The 19,107-nt window shown below is 67.6% G+C and carries 19 protein-coding genes and 1 tRNA gene; 9 read left to right on the top strand and 11 right to left on the bottom strand.

Annotation, left to right across the window (positions count from 1 at the left end):
• Positions 1-32: 32 nt before the first annotated feature.
• The gene (locus tag CDOO_RS07010) at positions 33-449 is read left to right on the top strand and encodes a VOC family protein (protein WP_026159306.1); all 417 of its coding nucleotides are present in this window, start codon (positions 33-35) and stop codon (positions 447-449) included.
• Between the two features lie 7 nt (positions 450-456).
• Here the strand turns inward: CDOO_RS07010 and CDOO_RS07005 are convergent, their stop codons facing one another.
• Positions 457-1,743 (bottom strand): class I SAM-dependent methyltransferase, encoded by a 1,287-nt coding sequence (locus tag CDOO_RS07005; RefSeq protein ID WP_018021624.1) that lies wholly within the window; start codon positions 1,741-1,743, stop codon positions 457-459.
• A gap of 139 nt (positions 1,744-1,882) precedes the next feature.
• Here CDOO_RS07005 and CDOO_RS07000 point away from each other — a divergent pair, with 139 nt between their 5' ends.
• Positions 1,883-3,223 carry an NAD(P)/FAD-dependent oxidoreductase gene (locus CDOO_RS07000; RefSeq protein ID WP_018021623.1) on the top strand — a complete coding sequence of 447 codons (1,341 nt, stop codon included), beginning with the start codon at positions 1,883-1,885 and terminating at the stop codon, positions 3,221-3,223.
• A gap of 63 nt (positions 3,224-3,286) precedes the next feature.
• Here the strand turns inward: CDOO_RS07000 and CDOO_RS06995 are convergent, their stop codons facing one another.
• On the bottom strand, positions 3,287-3,871 hold the full coding sequence (locus tag CDOO_RS06995) for a class I SAM-dependent methyltransferase (RefSeq protein WP_026159305.1): 585 nt from the start codon (positions 3,869-3,871) through the stop codon (positions 3,287-3,289).
• 49 nt (positions 3,872-3,920) lie between these two features.
• Here CDOO_RS06995 and corA point away from each other — a divergent pair, with 49 nt between their 5' ends.
• The gene (corA, locus tag CDOO_RS06990; RefSeq protein WP_018021621.1) at positions 3,921-4,955 is read left to right on the top strand and encodes a magnesium/cobalt transporter CorA; all 1,035 of its coding nucleotides are present in this window, start codon (positions 3,921-3,923) and stop codon (positions 4,953-4,955) included.
• Positions 4,956-4,971: 16 nt separating this feature from the next.
• On the opposite strand, the gene CDOO_RS06985 is transcribed toward corA, so the two are convergent.
• Positions 4,972-5,415 (bottom strand): PaaI family thioesterase, encoded by a 444-nt coding sequence (locus tag CDOO_RS06985; RefSeq protein ID WP_018021620.1) that lies wholly within the window; start codon positions 5,413-5,415, stop codon positions 4,972-4,974.
• A gap of 99 nt (positions 5,416-5,514) precedes the next feature.
• Here CDOO_RS06985 and gndA point away from each other — a divergent pair, with 99 nt between their 5' ends.
• From gndA to CDOO_RS13275, 4 genes are all read left to right on the top strand, one after another.
• Positions 5,515-6,981 (top strand): NADP-dependent phosphogluconate dehydrogenase, encoded by a 1,467-nt coding sequence (gndA, locus tag CDOO_RS06980; RefSeq protein ID WP_018021619.1) that lies wholly within the window; start codon positions 5,515-5,517, stop codon positions 6,979-6,981.
• Between the two features lie 75 nt (positions 6,982-7,056).
• The gene (locus tag CDOO_RS06975; protein WP_018021618.1) at positions 7,057-8,352 is read left to right on the top strand and encodes a DEAD/DEAH box helicase; all 1,296 of its coding nucleotides are present in this window, start codon (positions 7,057-7,059) and stop codon (positions 8,350-8,352) included.
• Positions 8,349-9,218, top strand: a complete 870-nt coding sequence (locus tag CDOO_RS06970; RefSeq protein WP_018021617.1) for a hypothetical protein — start codon at positions 8,349-8,351, stop codon at positions 9,216-9,218. Before CDOO_RS06975 ends, CDOO_RS06970 begins: the two co-directional genes overlap by 4 nt.
• Before the next feature lie 28 nt (positions 9,219-9,246).
• Entirely contained in the window at positions 9,247-10,539 is a 1,293-nt protein-coding gene (locus tag CDOO_RS13275; RefSeq protein WP_018021616.1) for a vWA domain-containing protein, read from the top strand.
• A 74-nt stretch (positions 10,540-10,613) separates the two neighbouring features.
• Here the strand turns inward: CDOO_RS13275 and CDOO_RS06960 are convergent, their stop codons facing one another.
• From CDOO_RS06960 to secA2, 5 genes are all read right to left on the bottom strand, one after another.
• Positions 10,614-11,180: a MerR family transcriptional regulator gene (locus tag CDOO_RS06960; protein WP_018021615.1), complete on the bottom strand. Its 567-nt coding sequence runs from the start codon at positions 11,178-11,180 to the stop codon at positions 10,614-10,616.
• 118 nt (positions 11,181-11,298) lie between these two features.
• On the bottom strand, positions 11,299-11,889 hold the full coding sequence (locus tag CDOO_RS06955) for a bifunctional nuclease family protein (RefSeq protein ID WP_018021614.1): 591 nt from the start codon (positions 11,887-11,889) through the stop codon (positions 11,299-11,301).
• A 2-nt stretch (positions 11,890-11,891) separates the two neighbouring features.
• Entirely contained in the window at positions 11,892-12,569 is a 678-nt protein-coding gene (ftsR, locus tag CDOO_RS06950; RefSeq protein WP_018021613.1) for a transcriptional regulator FtsR, read from the bottom strand.
• A gap of 167 nt (positions 12,570-12,736) precedes the next feature.
• Positions 12,737-13,168: an oxoglutarate dehydrogenase inhibitor Odhl gene (odhI, locus tag CDOO_RS06945; protein ID WP_018021612.1), complete on the bottom strand. Its 432-nt coding sequence runs from the start codon at positions 13,166-13,168 to the stop codon at positions 12,737-12,739.
• A 121-nt stretch (positions 13,169-13,289) separates the two neighbouring features.
• Complete coding sequence (gene secA2 / locus CDOO_RS06940; RefSeq protein WP_018021611.1) at positions 13,290-15,557, bottom strand: accessory Sec system translocase SecA2; 2,268 nt, start codon at positions 15,555-15,557, stop codon at positions 13,290-13,292.
• 89 nt (positions 15,558-15,646) lie between these two features.
• Between secA2 and CDOO_RS06935 the strand changes: the two genes are divergently transcribed.
• A complete protein-coding gene (locus CDOO_RS06935) occupies positions 15,647-16,033 on the top strand; it encodes a YchJ family protein (RefSeq protein WP_020384577.1) in 387 nt (128 codons plus the stop codon).
• Positions 16,034-16,100: 67 nt separating this feature from the next.
• Positions 16,101-16,174, top strand: a tRNA-Pro gene (locus CDOO_RS06930).
• 52 nt (positions 16,175-16,226) lie between these two features.
• Here CDOO_RS06930 and CDOO_RS06925 read toward each other — a convergent pair.
• From CDOO_RS06925 to CDOO_RS06915, 3 genes are read right to left on the bottom strand one after another with little or no spacing between them, the layout of a single operon-like run.
• On the bottom strand, positions 16,227-17,084 hold the full coding sequence (locus tag CDOO_RS06925) for a sucrase ferredoxin (RefSeq protein ID WP_018021609.1): 858 nt from the start codon (positions 17,082-17,084) through the stop codon (positions 16,227-16,229).
• Entirely contained in the window at positions 17,081-18,055 is a 975-nt protein-coding gene (locus CDOO_RS06920) for a diacylglycerol/lipid kinase family protein (protein WP_018021608.1), read from the bottom strand. The genes CDOO_RS06925 and CDOO_RS06920 overlap by 4 nt, the downstream gene beginning before the upstream one ends.
• A gap of 25 nt (positions 18,056-18,080) precedes the next feature.
• Positions 18,081-19,100, bottom strand: coding sequence for a CE1 family esterase (locus CDOO_RS06915; RefSeq protein WP_018021607.1), 1,020 nt, complete (start codon positions 19,098-19,100; stop codon positions 18,081-18,083).
• Positions 19,101-19,107: the final 7 nt, after the last annotated feature.

The raw sequence follows: 19,107 nt of genomic DNA, 5'->3' as shown, positions 1-19,107 counted from the left end.
TCGAGTATCACCCGCGGGTAGGCTGCGGAGTTATGAAAACACACGTGACCCCCTACCGTCGTTTCCCCGGAACCGCCCGCGAGGCCATGGAGTTCTACCACGGCATTTTCGGTGGTGACATCGAGATCATGAACTTCGGTGCCATGCACTCGCCCGAGGAGATCGGCGACAACGGCGACAAGGTCATGCACGCGCACATCATCGTCGACGGCACTCCCCTCCTCTACGCGGCCGACTTCATCGGTGGCATGGAGATCACCGCGGGCGAGGACACCCCGATCGCCGTCACCGGTGCAGCGGACTCCCTGGACGAGGCCCGCGGCTACTGGGACGCGCTGGCCGAGGGCGGAAAGATCGAGATGCCCTTCGAGACCGCCCCATGGGGTGCGTCCTTCGGTGCGCTGCAGGACAAGTTCGGCACGCACTGGTTCTTCAACGTCGAGGGCTAGGCCGGCTCTAGCGCCGCCCGCCCCGGTTGCGGTGCGTGAGTTCGATCTGGACGGTGTCGAGCATTCCCAGGGAGAACAGTGCGCGGCGCAGCGCGAACTGGTAGTCCCACAGGCGCCGGTAGACGGCATCGAAACCCTCCGCGGCGGCCTCGCGTTTGTGGCCGTCGAACAGTGAGGCCTGGAACTCCAGGCTCAACTGCGCATGCGTTCCCACGTGCGTCTGCGCAACGATCCGCAGCCCCGAATTCCGGTCCACCAGCTGGTGCAGCTGTGTCATCGTGGGGTAATCCAGCCCGGGCCAGATGTAGTGCGTGAGCACCCTGAGCGCGTCCCGGGCAGCCGGGCTCATCTTCTCCGTCGCGACTGTGATCTGAATGGCGGCCCGCCCGCCGATCTCCAGCATGCGGTCGATCCCCCGGATCATGTCCACGCGCTGCGCCGGGGACACGGTCTCCAGTTTCTCCACGGAGACGACGGCGTCGTAGCGCGAGCGCCAGTCCTTCGCCCCGGTTAGCACAGAGTCGCGCACCACGGTCTGCACCGAATCCCCCACCCCGGCCAGGGTCAGCCGCTCCTTGACGGCCGCGGCCAGGTCCACGTCCCCGGTGAGCGTATCGACGGCCGCCTTCCGCAGCGCCGCTGCCACGGCGACCGCGCCGCCGCTGGAGGGGAATTCGAGCACATGCGTCCCGGTGCGCACACCGGCCGCGTCGAGAAGTAACTCGGCCGCCCGGTGCTGTGCGTCCCCCAGATCCGCCCGCTCGGCGAGTACGGGGGGCGCAAACGTGCAGACATCCACGAAATGATGCCCGGGCTCGCGTCCCCGGCCAGCGCCCGGAACATAACTGGGCACGGCCTCGCGCACGGTCGTGGGCACCGCCGAGGCGAAGACCCCCGCGTTCGCGCTCATGCCGTCCCCGGCGAAGAGCCGGACCAGGTCCGGGGGCAACTCCCCCACGCCGCTGAAGTCCGGGCTGATCTTCGGCGTGCGGGGCCGGAAGCCACTGTCGATGAAGGCCGCCAGGACCGCGGTGAGGTCCGCGGACCGCCATTCACCGGCCAAGAAAGATTCGGCGAGACCGGTCCACCCGGCAGCGGACAGGCGGGCGAACAGACCCTCGTGGATCACGGTGAGGTCGCCGTCGCGGGAGGCGGTGAGCCCGGCCTTGCTCAGCGCGGAGGCGAACTGTGCTTCCGCGGCGCGCGAACGCACGGCCCCCAGGACCGGGCGGGGCAGCTCCGCCACGGCGGGCCAGGCATTCCCGTCGATGACGTCGAGATGATTCGCACTCACCCGGGCAAGGTTAGTGCGTGGTCCGGGCGTTTCCGGCCAGGCTCTCCGACGCGACCCCGCCGATATCACGACAAGGTACTAGTATGACCAGGGTTGAGAACATCAGTGACCAAATTTTTTTGAGGAAGTGCCAATCACCATGACCGAAACCCCGTACCGTCCGTCGGGCGACCGACACCACGTGGTCGTCATCGGCTCCGGAATCGGCGGCATGTCCGCGGTCCGCGAACTGCACGGTGCCGACGTCGACATCACCCTTATCGACCGCACCAACCACCACCTGTTCCCGCCGCTGCTGTACCAGGTGGCCACCGGCATCCTCTCCCCCGGCGAAGTTGCTCCCCAGACCCGTCAGTACCTGCGCCGTCAGGACAACGTGGACATCGTGCAGGGCAACGTGACGGACATCGACGTCTCCGCACAGACCGTCACCGCCGAGCTCGGCGAGAAGTCCCGCACCTTCTCCTACGACTCCCTCGTCGTCGCGGCCGGTGCCGGCCAGTCCTACTTCGGCAACGACCACTTCGCCGAGTTCGCCCCCGGCATGAAGACCATCGATGACGCGCTGCACATCCGCGCACGGGTCATCAACGCCTTCGAGCAGGCCGAGCTCACCGAGGATCCCGCCGAGCGCGAGCGCCTGCTCACCTTCGTCATCGTGGGCGCAGGCCCGACCGGCGTCGAGCTCGCCGGCCAGCTCGCCGAGATGGCCAACCGCACCCTGAAGAACGAGTTCTCCCACTTCAACTCCTCCGCGGCGCGCATCTACCTGCTCGACGGCATGGCTCAGGTCCTGCCGCCCTTCGGCAAGCGCCTGGGCCGCAACGCCCAGCGCAACCTGGAGAAGAACGGCGTCATCGTCAAGCTCAACGCCATGGTCACCAACATCGACGCCGATTCCGTGACCTACAAGTCCACCAAGGACGACACCGAGCACACCATCCAGGCGCCGTTCAAGATCTGGTCCGCCGGCGTCGCCGCCTCTCCCCTGGGCAAGATGATCGCCGACCAGGCCGGCGTCGAGGCCGACCGCGCCGGTCGTGTCCCCGTCAACCCGGATCTCTCCGTCGGTGAGCTGAAGAACGTCTTTGTCATCGGTGACATGATGGGCCACCCGGACCGCCTCCCGGGCGTCGCCCAGACCGCCATCCAGGGTGGCGCGTACGTGGCCAAGAACCTGGCCAAGGAAGTTTCCGGCGAGCAGTCGCCGGAGCAGCGCGAGGCGTTCGACTACTTCGACAAGGGCTCCATGGCCATCGTCTCCCGCTTCGCCGCCGTGGTGAAAATGGGCAAGGTCGAGGTCACCGGGTTCGCCGGCTGGGTCATGTGGCTCGGCGTGCACCTCGCGTTCCTGCCGGGCGTGCGCAACCGCGTGTTCACGGTCCTCAACACGGGCATCAACGTTCTCTCTCCCGACCGATCCAACCTCGAGGTCACCTCGAAGCAGTGGAAGAGTGCGTTCGGGGACGACGCCCGCTAGCAGGCTCTCCCCTTAAAATCCCCGTCCCCGCCGATCACCGGCGCGGGCGGGGTTTTCACTGGATCAGACCGCGCGCAGGAACGCCACGAGGAAGGTCGACTCGTCGTCGAAGGGTTGGAGATCCCAGCTCTCGAAGGTGTTGTCCACCGCAAAACCCGCCTCGAAGGCGAGCTCGAGGAAGTTATCGAATCCCCAGCCACGTCCCGCCCCGAACCCGACGATGAACCGCCCGTCGTTGCGGAGCGATTCCCGGATGTTCTTCAGCGCGGACAGTCGGCCGTCCTCGGCGAGAAAGCCCATGACGTTTCCCGCGGACACGGCGAGATCGAATCCCGACTCTGCGACGGGATCCTCCGACAGGTCGCCCACGTACCAGGTGCCTTCCGGGAAGGCGGCCTCAGCGTGCCCGATGAGCACCGGGTCGACGTCCGTGCCCACCACGGTGTGTCCCTGGCGCAGCAGATAACCTCCGAGGCGACCGGTTCCGCAACCGGCGTCGAGGATCCGGGAACCTCGTTCGGACAGGGCGTCGATAAGCCGTGCCTCGCCGTGGATGTCCTGGCCCTGAGCCTCCATGATTTTCCAGCGTCTGGCATAGTTTTCCGAGTGAGCGGGGTTAGCTGCGGTTACTTCTTTCCACGTGGCCATACGGCCAAGCCTAGAGGACAATTTCACCGAGGATTCACTAAGGAGTCACATGGAGCCCAAGGGCCGCGCCCCGAAGTTCAACGTGCCACTCGAACGCGCCATTGAGCACTGCCGCATCATCGTCGACGGCAAACGCATGCCGGGCGAGTACCACACGGCCTCCGCGCTGCGTGAGGTCACGGAGCACGAGAACGGGTTCGTCTGGCTCGCGCTCAATGATCCTTCCGCGACCCAGATGGAGCGAGTGGCCGAGGAGTTCGGCATCCACCGGCTCATCGCCGAGGACGCGTCCTCCCGGCATCAGCGGCCCAAGATCGAACGCTACGACAACCAGCTGTTCCTCGTCGTCCGCGCCGTGCAGTTCACCGACGACGAGGAGGTCGCCGACACCCGCGAGGTGATCACCACGGGCGACGTGCAGATGGTGGTGGGGCCGAAGTTCATCATCACCATCCGCCACGGGGCCAGCCTGCCCAACATCTTCGCGGAGATGGACACGGAACCGAGGATGTTCGCCGCGGGGCCGATCTCGGTGGCCTGGCGCATCTCCGACGTGCTCGTCGACCAGTATGTGCATGTCACCGGCCTGCTCGAGGGCGAGGTGGACGAGCTCGAGGACGAGGTGTTCACGCCCGGTTCAAAGATCAGCATCGACAGGATCTACCTGTTCCGCCGGGAGATCCTGGAGATGCGCCATGCCACCGACCCGTTGAGCGAGGCGCTGGCCACCCTGCTGCGTGACCACAAGGACCTCATTCCCAAGCAGGTGCGCTCCTACTTCCGCGACGTCCAGGACACCGAGCTGTCGGTCCGGGACCGGATCGCTGGTTTCGATCAGCGACTCGCCTCGCTCATCGACGCGTCCGTCGCCAAGATCACCCTCCAGCAGAACCAGGACATGAGGGCCATCTCCGCCTTTGTCGGAATGGCCGCGGTACCGACCCTCATCGCGGGTATCTACGGCATGAACTTCGACAACATGCCGGAGCTGCACTACCGCTACGGCTACTTCATCACCCTCGCGGTCATCGTGGGCATCATCGCCGGGCTCTGGTACTGGTTCCGCCGCAACGGCTGGCTCTAGCCGGTGCTAGCTGGCTCTAGCTGGGCATGCTCACCGGCATCGTGCGCAGCACGGTCCGGGCCACGAGCTTGCCCTCCCGGGTCATCTCGATCTGCCACAGGTGCGTGCGCCGGCCGACCTGGATCGGCGTGGCCTCGGCCTGGATGGTGCCGCTGCGCACCGCGCCGATGAAGTCCGTGGAATTGTTCACCCCCACGACCGGCGCGCCCGCGGCCACCATGCTGGCGATGGAGCCGGCGGACTCCGCCATGGTGGCGAAGACTCCCCCGTTGACCATGCCCGCGGGCTGGAACAGGTGCGGCTTCACCGGCAGCTCGGAGCGCACCAGCCCGTTGGAGACGTGGGTGTACCGCAACCCCAGTAGGCCATCAATGCCCTGGGCTGCCTCATTGAACTGGTCCAGCGTCTGTTGGTTGATCGGCTCTTTTGCCGCGGCGAGAAGCGCCTCCATGAAATCCATGCGCCCGACTGTAGCCCCAGTCTCGAAAAAATTGTTTGATCATATCTTCGTGCCGCAATTCGCGGAAGTTTGCCGGGGAAAGCACGTAGGCTGGGCCCCATGACTAACAGTGACACTCAGAATGAGAATCTCGCACAGATCGGTGTCGTGGGTTTGGCCGTCATGGGCTCCAACCTCGCCCGCAATTTCGCCTCCCGCGGACACACCGTAGCGGTGTACAACCGCTCCACGGACAAGACGGACAAGCTGATCTCCGACTTCGGTGAGACCGGCAACTTCATCCCGTCGAAGACCGTGGAGGAGTTCGTTGCCTCCCTCGAGCGCCCGCGCAAGGCCATCATCATGGTCCAGGCCGGCACCGCCACGGACGCGGTGATCAACCAGCTCGCCGACGCCATGGACGAGGGCGACATCATCATCGACGGCGGCAATGCGCTGTTCACCGACACCATCCGCCGCGAGGCCGAGATGGCCGAGCGCGGCCGCCACTTCGTCGGTGCGGGCATCTCCGGCGGCGAGGAGGGTGCGCTCAACGGCCCGTCGATCATGCCGGGCGGCCCCAAGGAGTCCTGGGACACCCTTGGTCCCCTGCTCGAGTCCATCGCGGCCAACGTCGGCGGCACCCCCTGCGTGACCCACATCGGCCCGGACGGCGCGGGGCACTTTGTCAAGATGGTGCACAACGGCATCGAGTATGCCGACATGCAGGTCATCGGCGAGGCCTACCAGCTGCTGCGCTTCGGCGCCGGCCTGGAGCCCGCGGAGATCGCGGAGATCTTCGCCGAGTGGAACCGCGGTGACCTGGAGTCCTACCTCATCGAGATCACCGCCGAGGTGCTGCGCCAGGTCGACGAGGAGACCGGCAAGCCGCTCGTTGACGTGATCCTCGACGCCGCCGGCCAGAAGGGCACCGGCCGCTGGACGGTCAAGGAGGCCCTCGACCTGGGCATCCCCACCACCGGCATCGGCGAGGCCGTCTTCGCCCGCGCGCTCTCCTCCTCCCTCGGCCAGCGCAAGGCCGCCCAGGGCAACCTGCCCACCGGCACCCTGAAGACCTTCGCCGATCTGGGCCTGAACAGGGACGAGTTCATCGACGAGGTGCGTCGCGCACTCTACGCCTCCAAGCTGGTCGCTTACGCCCAGGGTTTCGACGAGATCAAGGCCGGCTCCGAGGAGCACAACTGGGGCGTCGACCCCCGCGACCTGGCCACCATCTGGCGCGGCGGCTGCATCATCCGCGCCAAGTTCCTCAACCGCATCGTGGAGGCCTACGACAACAACGCGGAGCTGCCCTCCCTGCTGCTCGACCCGTACTTCAACGGCGAGCTCGGTGATCTCATCGATCCGTGGCGCAACGTCGTCGTCTACGCCACCCAGCTGGGACTGCCCGCCCCGGTGTTCACCTCCTCGCTGGCGTACTACGACTCCCTGTGCGCGGAGCGCCTCCCGGCCGCGATCATCCAGAGCCAGCGTGACTTCTTCGGCGCGCACACCTACCAGCGCATCGACAAGGAGGGCACCTTCCACACCGTGTGGTCCGGTGACCGCAAGGAGATCCAGGTCTAGCAAAGGATCGCTTCTCGACGCCCGCCTGCCCGGCTCGTTTCCCCGGGGAGGCGGGCGACGGCTAGAGTCATACCAATGACTTCCTTCGCCGACCTCGGCCTCCCGCGCGGCATCGTTCAGGTGCTCGACCGACAGGGCATCACCGAGCCCTTCCCCATCCAGGAAGCGGCCATCCCCGACGCCCTCTCCGGCAAAGACGTCCTGGGACGTGGGCCAACGGGTTCCGGAAAGACCTTCACCTTCGGCCTGCCCATGCTCGCCCGCCTGTCCAACTCGGGCGCCTCGCGCCCCGGCCGCCCGCGCGGCCTGATCCTCTCGCCCACCCGTGAGCTGGCCGCCCAGATCAGGGAGCGTCTCGACGATCCCGCCGCCGCCCTCGGCCTCCGTGTCATTGAGGTCGTTGGTGGCGTGAACATCAACAACCAGATCCGCTCCCTGGCATCGCCCGTGGACATCCTCGTGGCCACGCCGGGTCGCGCGCAGGACCTGCTCAACCAGCGCAAACTCGACTTCTCCGCGGTGGAGATCACCGCGGTCGACGAGGCCGACCACATGGCCGACATGGGCTTTCTCCCCCAGGTGCGCAAGCTGCTGGATGCGACGCCCCGCGGTGGGCAGCGACTGCTCTTCTCGGCGACCCTGGACGGTGACGTGCAGAAGCTCGTCGACCGGTACATGAACAATCCCGTGACCCACTCCACCGCGCCGGTCGGCGGCGCCGTGGACACCATGACCCACTACCGGCTGCTCGTCGGCGACCGGGACAGCCGCGGCGAGGTTGTCGAGCGCATCGCCGCCCGCGAGGGCAAGACCATCATGTTCATGCGCACCAAACACGGCGTGGACCGCCAGGTGAAGAAGCTGCGCCGCCTAGGCATCAACGCCGAGGGCATCCACGGCGACAAGTCCCAGGGTGCCCGCACCCGGGCCATCACCGGGTTCGGTGACGGCTCGCTGCCGGTTCTCGTGGCCACCGATATCGCGGCACGCGGCATCGACATCAACGACGTCTCGCTCGTCGTCCACCTGGATCCCCCGTCCGAGCACAAGGCCTACCTGCACCGAGCGGGCCGTACCGCTCGCGCCGGCACCTCCGGCACCGTGGTCACCCTCGTCATGGACGAACAGCGCAAGGATGTCGCCCAGCTCATGCGCAAGGCCGGTGTCGAGGCCACCGAGGTGAGGGTCACCCCGGATTCCTCCGAACTGGCCGACATCACCGGCGCTCGCGAGTTCCACGGTGCCCCGCTGCCCCCTCCCGGCCAGCCGCAGCAGAAGAAACCCGCCCAGGGTGGCCGACCCGGGCGCCCGGGCCGCCCCGGCTCGGCGAAGAAGTCCACCCACCGGGGAAGCCGGCAGCGTCAGCGATGATTCTCGAGCCGGATGACTGGCTGCGCCGGCAGGCGCACCACGAGGCCGAGGTGGATCTGCGCACGTCCGCCCACCTCGAGCGTCGGCAGCACCACACCAAACATCCGGTCTACGACTTCCTCTTCGAGTACTACCCCGTCCGCCCGGCTCACCTGCGCCGCTGGCACCCCGGGGTGGAGGACTCCCTGCACGACCCCGACGGTCTCGCGCCGCACCCGCAGTGGCGCAACTACATGCGCGACGGGGACTTCGTCTCCGTCGACCTCGCCGAGTTCTGGTTCCGCCGCGGCAGCTCGCTGACCTACATGCGTGATCTCATGGCCACCAGCGCCACCAATGCAGCCCAATTCGACTGCTTCGGCCTCCACGAGTGGGCGATGGTCTATCAGGGCCGAGACATCCGCCACGATCTTCCGCTGCGTCTCAGCCCGGAGGACACCGATGAGGTGGTGCGTTCCCACCGTCTCAAGTGCACCCACTTCGACGCCTACCGCTTCTTCACCCCTCCGGCCCGCCCGTTGAACCTCACCGTGCTCACCAGGGAGGATCAGCCCCAGCGGGATCAGCCCGGCTGCGTGCACGCCACGATGGACCTGTACAAATGGGCGGCGAAGCTCGGCCCGCTGGTCCCCGGAGAGCTGTTTCTGGAGACCTTCGACCTGGCCCTCGACGCGCGGATCCTCGACATGGAGGCCTCGCCCTATGACTGCCGCGCGCTCGGTTTCGGCGCCGTGTGCATCGAGACCCCCGAGGGCAAGGCGGAATACGTGCGCCGCCAGCGGGCGTTGGCCGAACGTGCCGAACCCCTGCGGGCCCGGCTTGTCGCGCTGGTCGACGCCGCCCGGAACGCTACGCTGACGGGTTAGTCACCGAGCGCGCGAAAGGTCGTTTCGAATGGGTCGTCATTCCAGCAGCACACCGTCCACCTCCGCAGGAGTGAACCCGGTCCTCGCCCTCACTGCAGTCCTGGTTCTCCTCGCCCTGATCCTCGTGGGTGTGTGGTGGTGGACCCCACGCGGCGGCGAGCAACCTCCCGCTACCGCGGCCGGAGAGGACTGCACGCTCGTGCCCGTCGCCGCCACCGACCCCGAGCTGGGCCGGTTGCTGGCCTCGCAATGGGACGGCGGGGAGACCAAGGACTGCATCAACGTCGAGTTCGTCGACTCCGTGGACCAGGCCGCGGTGCTCGTGGCTCCCCAGTCGCCGGAGACCGACCGGCTGGTGTCCGACTCGGGCCGTTCCCTCGACGGTGCCGCCACCCCGGTCGCGTCGACGGCGGTGGGCCTGGCAGGTCAGTCGACGGTGAATCCCGCGGAGCTTGACCCCGCGACGGTGTCGTTCCCCGTTTCCGAACAGCCGGAGGCTTCCGCGCTGGTCGCGGACGCGCTGGGAGTCACCGGCCCCCTCAAGGACAACCCGGGGTCTTTGTGGACCGCCACCGCGGAGGACCGCGTGCCGGAGGGCAGCCAGTTTTCGCGTATCGACGACACCGAGCTCGTCTACTACGCCCATCCTCTCGCGGCCACCGGAGACGTCTCCGAACAGCAGACGGCTGCCGCGGCGGAGATCACCCAGTGGGCGCGGTCGGTCTACGACGGTCCCGAAGCCTCCCCCACGGTGGACGCCGATGACCCCGGTGCCACGGGCCCTGCCGCGAACGTGCTGTTCCTGCTGGACACCTCTCAGGCAATGGCGCCCTTCTACGACGCATCCGCACACGCCATCGGCTCGGCGTCGCTTGATGCCACCGGCGCGGGGTCCCAGGTCGGCCTGTGGAACTACTCCTCGCCGCAGAACCCCGGAGTCACGCAGGGCTGGCGCACCAACATCACCTACACCTCCGCCGGCGCGGACCTCGACGCGGCCGTTCAGCGCTTCGGCCTCGGCGGCGAGCCACAGACCCGGTCCTCGCTGCTGGCCGCGCTGGGCAACGCCGCGGATCAGGCCGCGGCCACCGGGTCCCGGGCGAACGTGGTCCTGGTGACCACGGGCACCCGCGAGGACCTCAGCGACGAGCAGTTCCGCAGCGCCCTGGCCGGCATCGACCGGCGCAACGTCTCGCTGTCCGTCGTGCACGTCGGCCCGGGGCAGCCCGATGCGGTGATCGAGCAAGAGGCCGACAGCTTCACCGCCGCGCCCGATGCTACGGCGGTGGACGGCGCCGTCCGCGCGGCCGCCGGGCTGTAGGGGCTGGGAAACGACCAAGCCCCGCTACCCCCGTGAGCAGGAGGGTGGCGGGGCTTTGCGCAGTGCGGGGTGAGTCAGCTGGTGCGGCGAGCCCGGCGGGCAGCGAGATCGTCGAGGCTGATGACGTGGTCGTCGGCGTCGATACGCTCCGACGGGAACGAGGCGATGGTGCCGGTCAGTTCCTTCATGATGCCCGGGACGGCGATGCCGAAGACACCCTGGCCGCCGCCGAGTAGGTCGATGACCTCTTCGGCGGAGCGGCACTCGTAGACGGTGGTGCCGTCCGAGACCAGGGTGATCTCGGCCATGTCGTTGACGCCGCGGTTGCGCAGGCTGTCGACCGCGAGGCGGATGTTCTGCAGGGAGATGCCGGTGTCGAGGAGGCGTTTGACGATCTTCAGGACGAGGATGTCGCGGAACGAGTACAGACGCTGGGAGCCGGAGCCGCGGGCGTTGCGGATTGACGGCTTCACCAGGTCGGTGCGTGCCCAGTAGTCGAGCTGACGGTACGTGATGCCGGCGACCTGGCAGGCAATGGGCACGCGGTAGCCCACTTCGTCACCGGGTCCGATGTCGAAGAGGGATTCCTGGATGAAGTCCTGCGAATCGGCGGTGCGATCCTCGTCGTTGAAGCTGCTCACGTAATTACTCCGATGGGGTTTAACCGAACCGACACGTATGTGTCATTAAATGCCAAGGGTAGGCCAACGTCAAGGGCAGGCTGCCCGACACGCCGAACCATCAACCTCAACTTTAACTTTAGGTGCGGTCTTCGCCCCTGTCACTTCCGGAGTCATCCGTCTCACCGGGCTCCTCCATCCCCATCTCCTGGAGCATGCGACGGAACTCGTCGTCGACCTCCGAGGTCACCTCCGGGGCGTCTTCGACGTCGGCCGACTCGTCGGACAGTTCGATGTCGAGGTACTCCCCCAGCTCCGCCTCGTTGACATGCAGTGACGCCTGGGTCAGCACGTCCTCGGCGACGAGCACCGGCAGGTCGAGGATCTCCGAGAGGATGAGGATGTCACTGGGGCGGGCATCGAACTGCTCGCCTCCCGTGGTGGTGATCTCGCCGATGAAGACACCCTCGAAATAGCTGGTCAACGCGAGTTGCTCGACACCGCCGTCGAAACGCGAGAGCACATCCGCGAGGACGTCGCGTGTGCCGGGACGACGGCGTTCGGATCCCTCGTCGAGCGAGCGGTCGCCGAGCTCGGCGGCGTCGATGGGCGAGAGCCACAGCGGGATGATGCGGTTCTCCTCGCGCCACACCAGAACGGCGCAGGTGAAGCCTTCCGGGCCCACGATGTGGATGCCGTGGAAGTCGACCTCGATGAGAGCGTTCTCCATGGTCAGGCGTCGAACTCGGAACGCAGGGCGTTCTTCACCAGGGAGGCGTGCAGGGAGACGACGAGGGCAGAGATCTGCTGGCTCATCTCCTCCGCACGCTCGCGCGCGGAGTCATCCTTGCCGTGGGCCACGGGCCCGGCGAACTGGCCGATGAGGTCGGCCTGCCGCTCGGCGGCCGTGCGCAGGCGCTTGAGCTGCGGGGCGGAGAAACCGAACTCCTGCAGCGAGAGCGCGGTACTGACGACACGCACGTCATCCGCGGTGAAGAAACCGGAGGCGTCGGCCGTGATGATGCCGCTGGCCGCGAGCGCGGTCACGTCGCCGGCCTCGCAGTGGGCCTGCTCCGCGACATCGGACTCGGAGAGCCTGGTCTTCGCCGGCCGGCGGAACTTCTCCGGGGAGATGATCGGATCGGTCTCCCCGACCGAGCCCAGCGCGCGGACCTGCCCGGAATCCATGGCCTCGAGCTGTTCGCGGATGACCTTCAGGGGCAGGTAGTTGTCCCGCTGAGTCACCAGGATGTAGCGCAGACGCTCGACATCGTCGTCGGTGAACCGGCGGTAACCGGAGGCCGTACGCTGCGGCGTGATCAGGCCCTCCGATTCCAGGAACCGGATCTTGGACACGGCGACATCGGGAAACTCGGCCCGGAGTCGCTCGAGCACCACACCGATGGACATGGTCTTTGCGCTGGGCCGGGCCGGCTGCGTCTTGCGTACTGCACTCACTGGATGTCGATCATTTTCTTCGCTCGGGGACGGGGGTCGGGGGTCGGATTGACCCCCTGATGCTGCGGGAAGTCCGGGCCCGCTGGGTGAGCGGGCCCGGACGACTGCGGCAGGGAGCTCTACTTCTCGGCGGTGAGGAACACCAGGCGGAACTTGCCGATCTGGATCTCGTCGCCGCTGGTGAGCACCTGCGAGTTACGCGGCTCGCGGTTGATGTAGGTGCCGTTGAGCGATCCCACGTCCACGACCTCGAACTCGCCGTCGTTGATGCGGAATTCCGCGTGACGACGCGACACGGTCACGTCGTCGAGGAAGATGTCCGCCTCCGGGTGGCGGCCGGCGCTGGTCGACGCCTGGTCGAGGAGGAAACGAGCGCCTGCGTTGGGGCCACGCTTGACCACCAGCAGGGCCTGGCCCTCGGGGAGATTCTCAGATCCGTCGGACGCGGGAGCTGCGGGTTGCGCACTGGATTCAGCGTCCTTGAGGAGATCAGAGCGGAAGACCGATGTGGTCTCTACCTGGGTCTCCGGGGTGCCGTTGTTTTCACTCATTTTCATTACCTCCGAGTGGGGCGAAGTTTGACTGTCCCTATCATAGCGACTTACCTGACCCGCGCCTGCGGCGCGTCGCCGCCATCACACCCGCGCGGCCAAAAGGCCCGGTAGGCGCACGTTAACTGAAAAAGCTCTCCATCGTCGCCAGGGCACCGCTGCCCCCGCCGGACAGCGGATTGTCCGAGACCATGTACGTCCACGTGGCCGACGGACGCGCCAGCCCCTCGCCCAGTTCCACGCCCTCGGCGGTGATGCGCGCGATGCGGAACGTGTCCACCGACTTGTCCACTGCGCGCTGCGCGAGGTCCTTGAACTCGCGGACCGCGATGCGGTGGTACTCGTCGATCGGCGTCTCCTTGGCGATCGCCCGGAGGTGGATGGACTCGCGCACGTCGTCCATGAGCGCCAGGTGCTCCGCCCACTCGTCGTCCAGATGGAAGAGCATGATCTGCCGCGCCGCGTGGGCGAGGGCTTCGGGCGGAAGCCCCGCGAGTTCTGCGGCCCGCTCCGGCGCGCGGGCACTGAGCTCCTGTACCGCCCTGTCCGTGTCCAGCAGCGCGGCGCGGCGCTCGTCGAGGATGATGCGCTGGTCCGCCAGGAGTTTGTTGTACTTCCAGGTCTGGGCGTGGATGGTGAGCAGTTGGCCCTCGGTCACCCGCTGGCAGTGCTCGACGAACTCACGGATCTTCCTCGTGGGGATCTGCCCGTCCTCCTCCGGCTGCGCGGAGACGGCGATGTCTCCCCGGCCGGTGACGACAACATCGTCCTCCAGGCTGACAAAGAAGATGGACAGCCCGGGGTCACCCTGGCGACCGGCGCGGCCACGGAGCTGATTGTCCAGCCGGGCGGTGCGGTGGCGGGAGGTGCCCAACACCGCCAGTCCCCCGAGCTCGGCCACCCCGTCGGCCAGGCGGATGTCGGTTCCTCGCCCGGCCATCTGCGTGGACACGGTGACCCGGCCGCGCTCGCCGGCGTGGGCGATGATGCCCGCCTCCTCCTCGTCGTTCTTGGCGTTGAGCACGGCGACCTCGATGTCCCGGGCGCGCAGCGCCTCCGCGAGGTACTCCGACTCAGCGACGTCGTGCGTGCCCACGAGGATCGGCTGTCCCGTCTCATGGATCGCCGCGATGCGCTCGACGAGCGCGACGTTCTTCTCCGCGACCCCCGCGTAAACCAGATCGTCCTCGTCGATACGCGCGAGCTCACGGTTGCGGTCGATGACGGAGACCCGCAGCCCGTAGAACTCCCGCAGCTGGTTGACCGCCTCCACCGCCGTGCCCGTCATGCCGCAGATGGCCGGGTAGCGGCTCATGAGCGCCTGCAGGGTGATCTGATCGAGGATGCGCCCGCCGTCGGAGACCGTCAGGCCCTCCTTGGCCTCGACCGCGGCCTGCAGCCCGTCCGGCCAGCGCTGCAGGTCGGCGACCCGGCCGCGGGAGGCGTCGATGAGTGCGAGTTTGCCGTCGTCGACGATGTAGTGGATGTCGCGGATGAGCAGCGCGCGGGCGTGCAGGGCCAAGTTGACCCGGACGAGGACGTTGCCGGCGTGCTCGCCGTCATACAGCGAGTCGATCCCGAGGCGTCGTTCGATCTCGGCAGCACCGGAGTCGGTGAGGAACACGTTACGACGGTCCCCGTCCACCGTGAAGTGCCGGCCCTCCTTCAGCGCGCCTACAGCGGCGGTGATCTCACCGGTGGATTGCGAACCCGCCACCGAGCCGGCGAGCACCAGGGGGACCAGCGCCTCGTCGACCAGCACGGAGTCCGCCTCATCGACGAGGGCCACGTCGCCCGGTGCCTGGACCTGCTGGGAGCGGTCGGTGATCTGGTTGTCGCGCAGCAGGTCGAAGCCGATCTCGTTGACCGGGGCGTAGACCACGTCGCAGAGGTACGCCTCGCGCCGCTCGTCCGCACTCATCTTCTCCGTGACGGCCGCGACCGAGAGCCCGAAGAACGACACCAGGGGGCTCATCCACTCGGCGTCACGCCCGGCGAGGTAGTTGTTCACGGTGATGACATGGACCCGTTTGCCCGTCAGCGCGAAACCCGTCGCGGCCATGGCGCCGGCGAGAGTCTTGCCCTCGCCGGTGGCCATCTGGATGACATCGCCCTCCAGCAGGCGCAGCACCGCCTGGGACTGGACGGTGAACGGGGTCATGTCCAGCGTGCGGGTGGCGGCGACGCTGAGGATCGCCAGGAACTCGGACTTGTCGGTGATCTCCCCGTCGACGGCCAGTGCCCGGGCGCGCTGGGCCAGCGTGGCGTCGTCCAGCGCGGACAGCTCGCTGAGCAGGTCCTCCGCCCGGGTCACCACCTGCTTGGACCTGGTGTCGTTGCGCTCGGACTGCGCGCCGAGCGCCTTCCAGAACCAGTCGAATGCTCCCACGTAACCAACCTCAGATCTGCTCGGGTGAATCGGTGGGGACCAGCTTAGATCAGGGCCCCCGGGACCCTTCGACCTACACTTGCCCAACTATGGACCCTCATTCCCGCTGCCCCTGCGGTACCGGCCTGACGTACGGCGACTGCTGCGGCCGATACCACGCCGGCGAGCCCGCCCCCACCGCCGAGACACTCATGCGCTCCCGTTTCACGGCGTTCGCCACCGGCAACACCGATTACCTCCTCCGGACGTGGGATCCCCTGACCCGCCCGGAGACCCTCGACCTCTCGGAATCGCCCGTGCGTTTCTACCGTCTCGACATACTGGACGTCTCCGCGGGTGGTTTGCTTGACGACGCCGGCGAGGTCGAGTTCGAGGCCTTCTACAAGGGCCAGGTCGCCGGTTCCCAGCGGGAGCGGTCCCGTTTCGTCCGCGGTTCGGACCGGCGCTGGTGCTACTCCGCCGGAGACGTTTCCTGACCTGCGGATTATTCTCCGAAGATCACACTGTTGTAAGGTATCGGTGTTGCCCGGAGACGGGCAGCGGCGGGCTGTGGCGCAGTTTGGTAGCGCACTACACTGGGGGTGTAGGGGTCGCAGGTTCAAATCCTGTCAGCCCGACAAAGAGCAGGTCAGAGGAGAAATCCTCTGACCTGCTTTCTGCTTTTCTGCCCTACCCGGTCTGCTCCACCGACCGGGCCACCAGCACCTTGGCCGCCTTCGGCGCCTTCCCGCAGGAGGCGATCGCCCCCTCGACGTAGGTGCGTTCCATGTCGACTGCCCAGCAGCGGCCGTCGATATGCGAGACCTGCCCGCCGGTGGCCGTGAGATCGCCGAAGCGCAGGCGCTCCCCCGCCTCCAGGAGGCGCTGCGCCACCGCGAGCTCGGCGACCTGCCCGGCGGAATCAAACACGCCGCGGCCGCGGTTTCCCGGGTGGAAAAAGTCACCCGCGTGGGCGTGCTCGAGGAGCGAGGCGGCAGCCGGTTCGTTGAGCTGGCCATAGCTGTAGGCCCAGGGCAGGAGCATGAGGGCCGGGGCGAAGCGGTGGCCCTTGGTGTGGGAGGTCTCCCAGACGGAGTGTCCGAGGGGGCCGTCGCGAAGCGTCGCCGCCAAGGGGCGGCCCTTGACCGCGCAGCACAGGTCACGTTTTCCGTGCGTGCACACCAGCAGCAGAGGTTCCGCCACCGCGGTGCCGCCGTTGGCCATGGGTGTCTCCAGTTCGAGGTCGAGGATGGCCTCGGGCCCGTCGACGCGCAGGAGCTCCGTGGTCGCGGACTGCGCATGCACGATGAACAGGTGCGGGCGCTCCACCAGGCGGCCCTCTCGGCCGGGGCGACGGATGAGCTGCAGCCCGGCCCGGCCCTTGAGCGCGGACTTCAGGCGTGCAGTGAGTTCGGGGCCGAAGGTGCCGCCGTCGAGGACGTCGCGGCTCCAGCCACCGGGGTGCTCGAAGCAGACAAACACCGAGCCCTGCTTCGCGGAACCCGGGAGAGGTTCGACGTGGACGTCCGAGCAGCGGGGCAGGGTCATGAGTTGACCCGGACGGTGAGCGCGCGGGTCTCCAGGCCGATGCTGAATTCGGTGACCGTGCCCACCGTGTCGCCGTCGACCTCGAACACCTCGGGTTTGGAGAGCTTCGCGGTGAACTTCTTGCCGGTCTGGTAGCTCAGCGTGGAGATGTTGCGGTGCATGCCACGGCGGCGGTCCGTGTTTCCGACGGCCTTGGCCACGGACTTGGACACCATGTGCCAGAAGATCGACCCGAAGATCTGGCCCCAGCCGAGAAGATCCTTCGGCCGCATGACCAGGATGTCCAGGATCCCGTCGTCCGGCTCGGCGTCGGGAATCAGCTGGATGGTGCCCACGAGCTCGCCGCAGTTGCCGATGATGACCGAGTGCGCCTTGCTGGTCGCCGGGGGCTCGTCGTCGAGCTGGTGCCGGACCTGGATCCGGTCGCCGCCGCCGAGGGACTTGGAGATCGCCACCGCGTAGGCCAGGACGCCGAAACGTTTCTTCAGGTCATCGTCGGTGTTGACGATCATCTGCGCGTCGATGCCCACCCCGGCCATGACCGCGAAATGGATGCGCTCCTCGGAGCCATCGGTACGCACCACGTCCGCGTGGCAGAAGTCGATGGACCTGTCCCGCCCTGCGTAGGCCGCGCGGACCGCCCGGTTGAAGTCGAGCGGCAGGCCCAGGTTGCGTGCCAGCAGGTTGCCCGTGCCCTCGGGAATGATGCCCAGGGCGGTGTCGGAGCCGTGGAGACCGGTGGCAACCGAACGCACCGTGCCGTCGCCACCGCAGGCGACCACCATCTCCGCCCCCGAGGCCGCGGCCTCCCGGGCCTGGGACTCCCCCGGCTCGTCCTCGGTGGTCTCCACCCATTCGACCGGGCCCCAGCCGAACTCGGCCACCGCGGCGTCGACCTTTGCATGGAGGTGCTCCACGTCCACCTTGACGGGGTTGTAGATGATCACGGAACGCTTCGCGGTGTCAGACATGCCTACAGCCTAAAGGGCGGGCTGCTCAATTGCCCTTCCATTCCGTCCAGTCGATGCCGAAGAAACGCAGGATCCGGTACGTGCCGTAGCCGTCGCCGAGCTCGTCGTTGGCGTCCTTCGTGCCGCCCGGCCACACGTGTCCCCCGCCGCCGATGCGGATGTGCTCGAGCGGCCGGTCGCAGTCGGACCACCGGAAGTCCAGTGTGCCGGCGGTTTCCCGGGTCGCGGTGACCGGGCCGGAGCAGTTGTTGCGTTCGGCGGCGTTCTCCAAAACGTCATCGACGGAGGTATAGGCGGTCTCGTGGCGTTCCCCGCCGTAGTAGCCGATCACGTCGTCGGCCGTCCCGTGCAGGTCGATGTGGGCGACGGGAGTGTCCTTGCAGTTCTCGTGCACCTTCTCGTAGTACGCGGCGGCCACGGTGGCGACCCCGGAGATCTGCTCGGGTATCTGGCAGGCGAGTGCCGCGGCGAATCCCCCGCCGTTGGAGAAGCCGATGACCGAGATGTGGTCCGCGTCCACGTCGTAGGCGTCGTCCACCGCGGTGACCACGGCCTGGGAGTAGGCGAGATCCTCGGCCATGGAGGTTGAGGCGTAGGGCGCGGGCGCCCAGGCCTGGTCCACCCCCTCCATGTACGCCACCAGCGCCGCGGCCGAGTCCAGCCGGGTGGTGTCCTCCAGGGTCTCCGCGCGCTCGCGCCAGCCGTGGAAGGCGAGGATGAGCGGCCAGTTCTGCTCCGGCGAATACCCCTCCGGGACGTGCAGCAGGAAGTCCCGCTCCCGCCCATCGACGGTGACCCTGATCCGTCCGCTCGTGCCCGGTGCGACGGGTCCGTCGACGGGTGCTGGCTCAGCGTCGCTCGGGGCATCGGCGGTCGCGGGTGTCGCCGGAGCAACGGTCTCGGGAGTGATGGTGTAGGTCGTGGTCGGCTGCCGCTGTCCCATGGGCTGCAGCGGAGCACAGCCCCCGAGAACCAGCGCCAGCACCGCCACACACACCGCTGCCAGCGACCGCCCGGGCCGGGCGGCGGAGAGAACGCGACTCATGGTTGGT

The sequence above is a fragment of the Corynebacterium doosanense CAU 212 = DSM 45436 genome, from assembly GCF_000767055.1.
GTDB lineage: Bacteria > Actinomycetota > Actinomycetes > Mycobacteriales > Mycobacteriaceae > Corynebacterium > Corynebacterium doosanense.
The sequence above is the reverse complement of the archived record's forward strand: the minus strand, read 5'-3'. Positions and strand labels throughout refer to the sequence as shown.

Bases quoted from the DNA above. Each gene is read 5' to 3' on its own strand.
- gndA (WP_018021619.1), top strand. From the start codon at position 5,515: ATGACTAACAGTGACACTCAGAATGAGAATCTCGCACAGATCGGTGTC.
- CDOO_RS06955 (WP_018021614.1), bottom strand. From the start codon at position 11,889: ATGGAGAACGCTCTCATCGAGGTCGACTTCCACGGCATCCACATCGTG.
- CDOO_RS06915 (WP_018021607.1), bottom strand. From the start codon at position 19,100: ATGAGTCGCGTTCTCTCCGCCGCCCGGCCCGGGCGGTCGCTGGCAGCG.
- corA (WP_018021621.1), top strand. From the start codon at position 3,921: ATGGAGCCCAAGGGCCGCGCCCCGAAGTTCAACGTGCCACTCGAACGC.
- CDOO_RS06920 (WP_018021608.1), bottom strand. From the start codon at position 18,055: ATGTCTGACACCGCGAAGCGTTCCGTGATCATCTACAACCCCGTCAAG.
- CDOO_RS06925 (WP_018021609.1), bottom strand. From the start codon at position 17,084: ATGACCCTGCCCCGCTGCTCGGACGTCCACGTCGAACCTCTCCCGGGT.
- ftsR (WP_018021613.1), bottom strand. From the start codon at position 12,569: ATGTCCATCGGTGTGGTGCTCGAGCGACTCCGGGCCGAGTTTCCCGAT.
- CDOO_RS07000 (WP_018021623.1), top strand. From the start codon at position 1,883: ATGACCGAAACCCCGTACCGTCCGTCGGGCGACCGACACCACGTGGTC.
- CDOO_RS06970 (WP_018021617.1), top strand. From the start codon at position 8,349: ATGATTCTCGAGCCGGATGACTGGCTGCGCCGGCAGGCGCACCACGAG.
- CDOO_RS06995 (WP_026159305.1), bottom strand. From the start codon at position 3,871: ATGGCCACGTGGAAAGAAGTAACCGCAGCTAACCCCGCTCACTCGGAA.
- CDOO_RS06975 (WP_018021618.1), top strand. From the start codon at position 7,057: ATGACTTCCTTCGCCGACCTCGGCCTCCCGCGCGGCATCGTTCAGGTG.
- CDOO_RS06985 (WP_018021620.1), bottom strand. From the start codon at position 5,415: ATGGATTTCATGGAGGCGCTTCTCGCCGCGGCAAAAGAGCCGATCAAC.
- CDOO_RS13275 (WP_018021616.1), top strand. From the start codon at position 9,247: ATGGGTCGTCATTCCAGCAGCACACCGTCCACCTCCGCAGGAGTGAAC.
- CDOO_RS07010 (WP_026159306.1), top strand. From the start codon at position 33: ATGAAAACACACGTGACCCCCTACCGTCGTTTCCCCGGAACCGCCCGC.
- odhI (WP_018021612.1), bottom strand. From the start codon at position 13,168: ATGAGTGAAAACAACGGCACCCCGGAGACCCAGGTAGAGACCACATCG.
- CDOO_RS06935 (WP_020384577.1), top strand. From the start codon at position 15,647: ATGGACCCTCATTCCCGCTGCCCCTGCGGTACCGGCCTGACGTACGGC.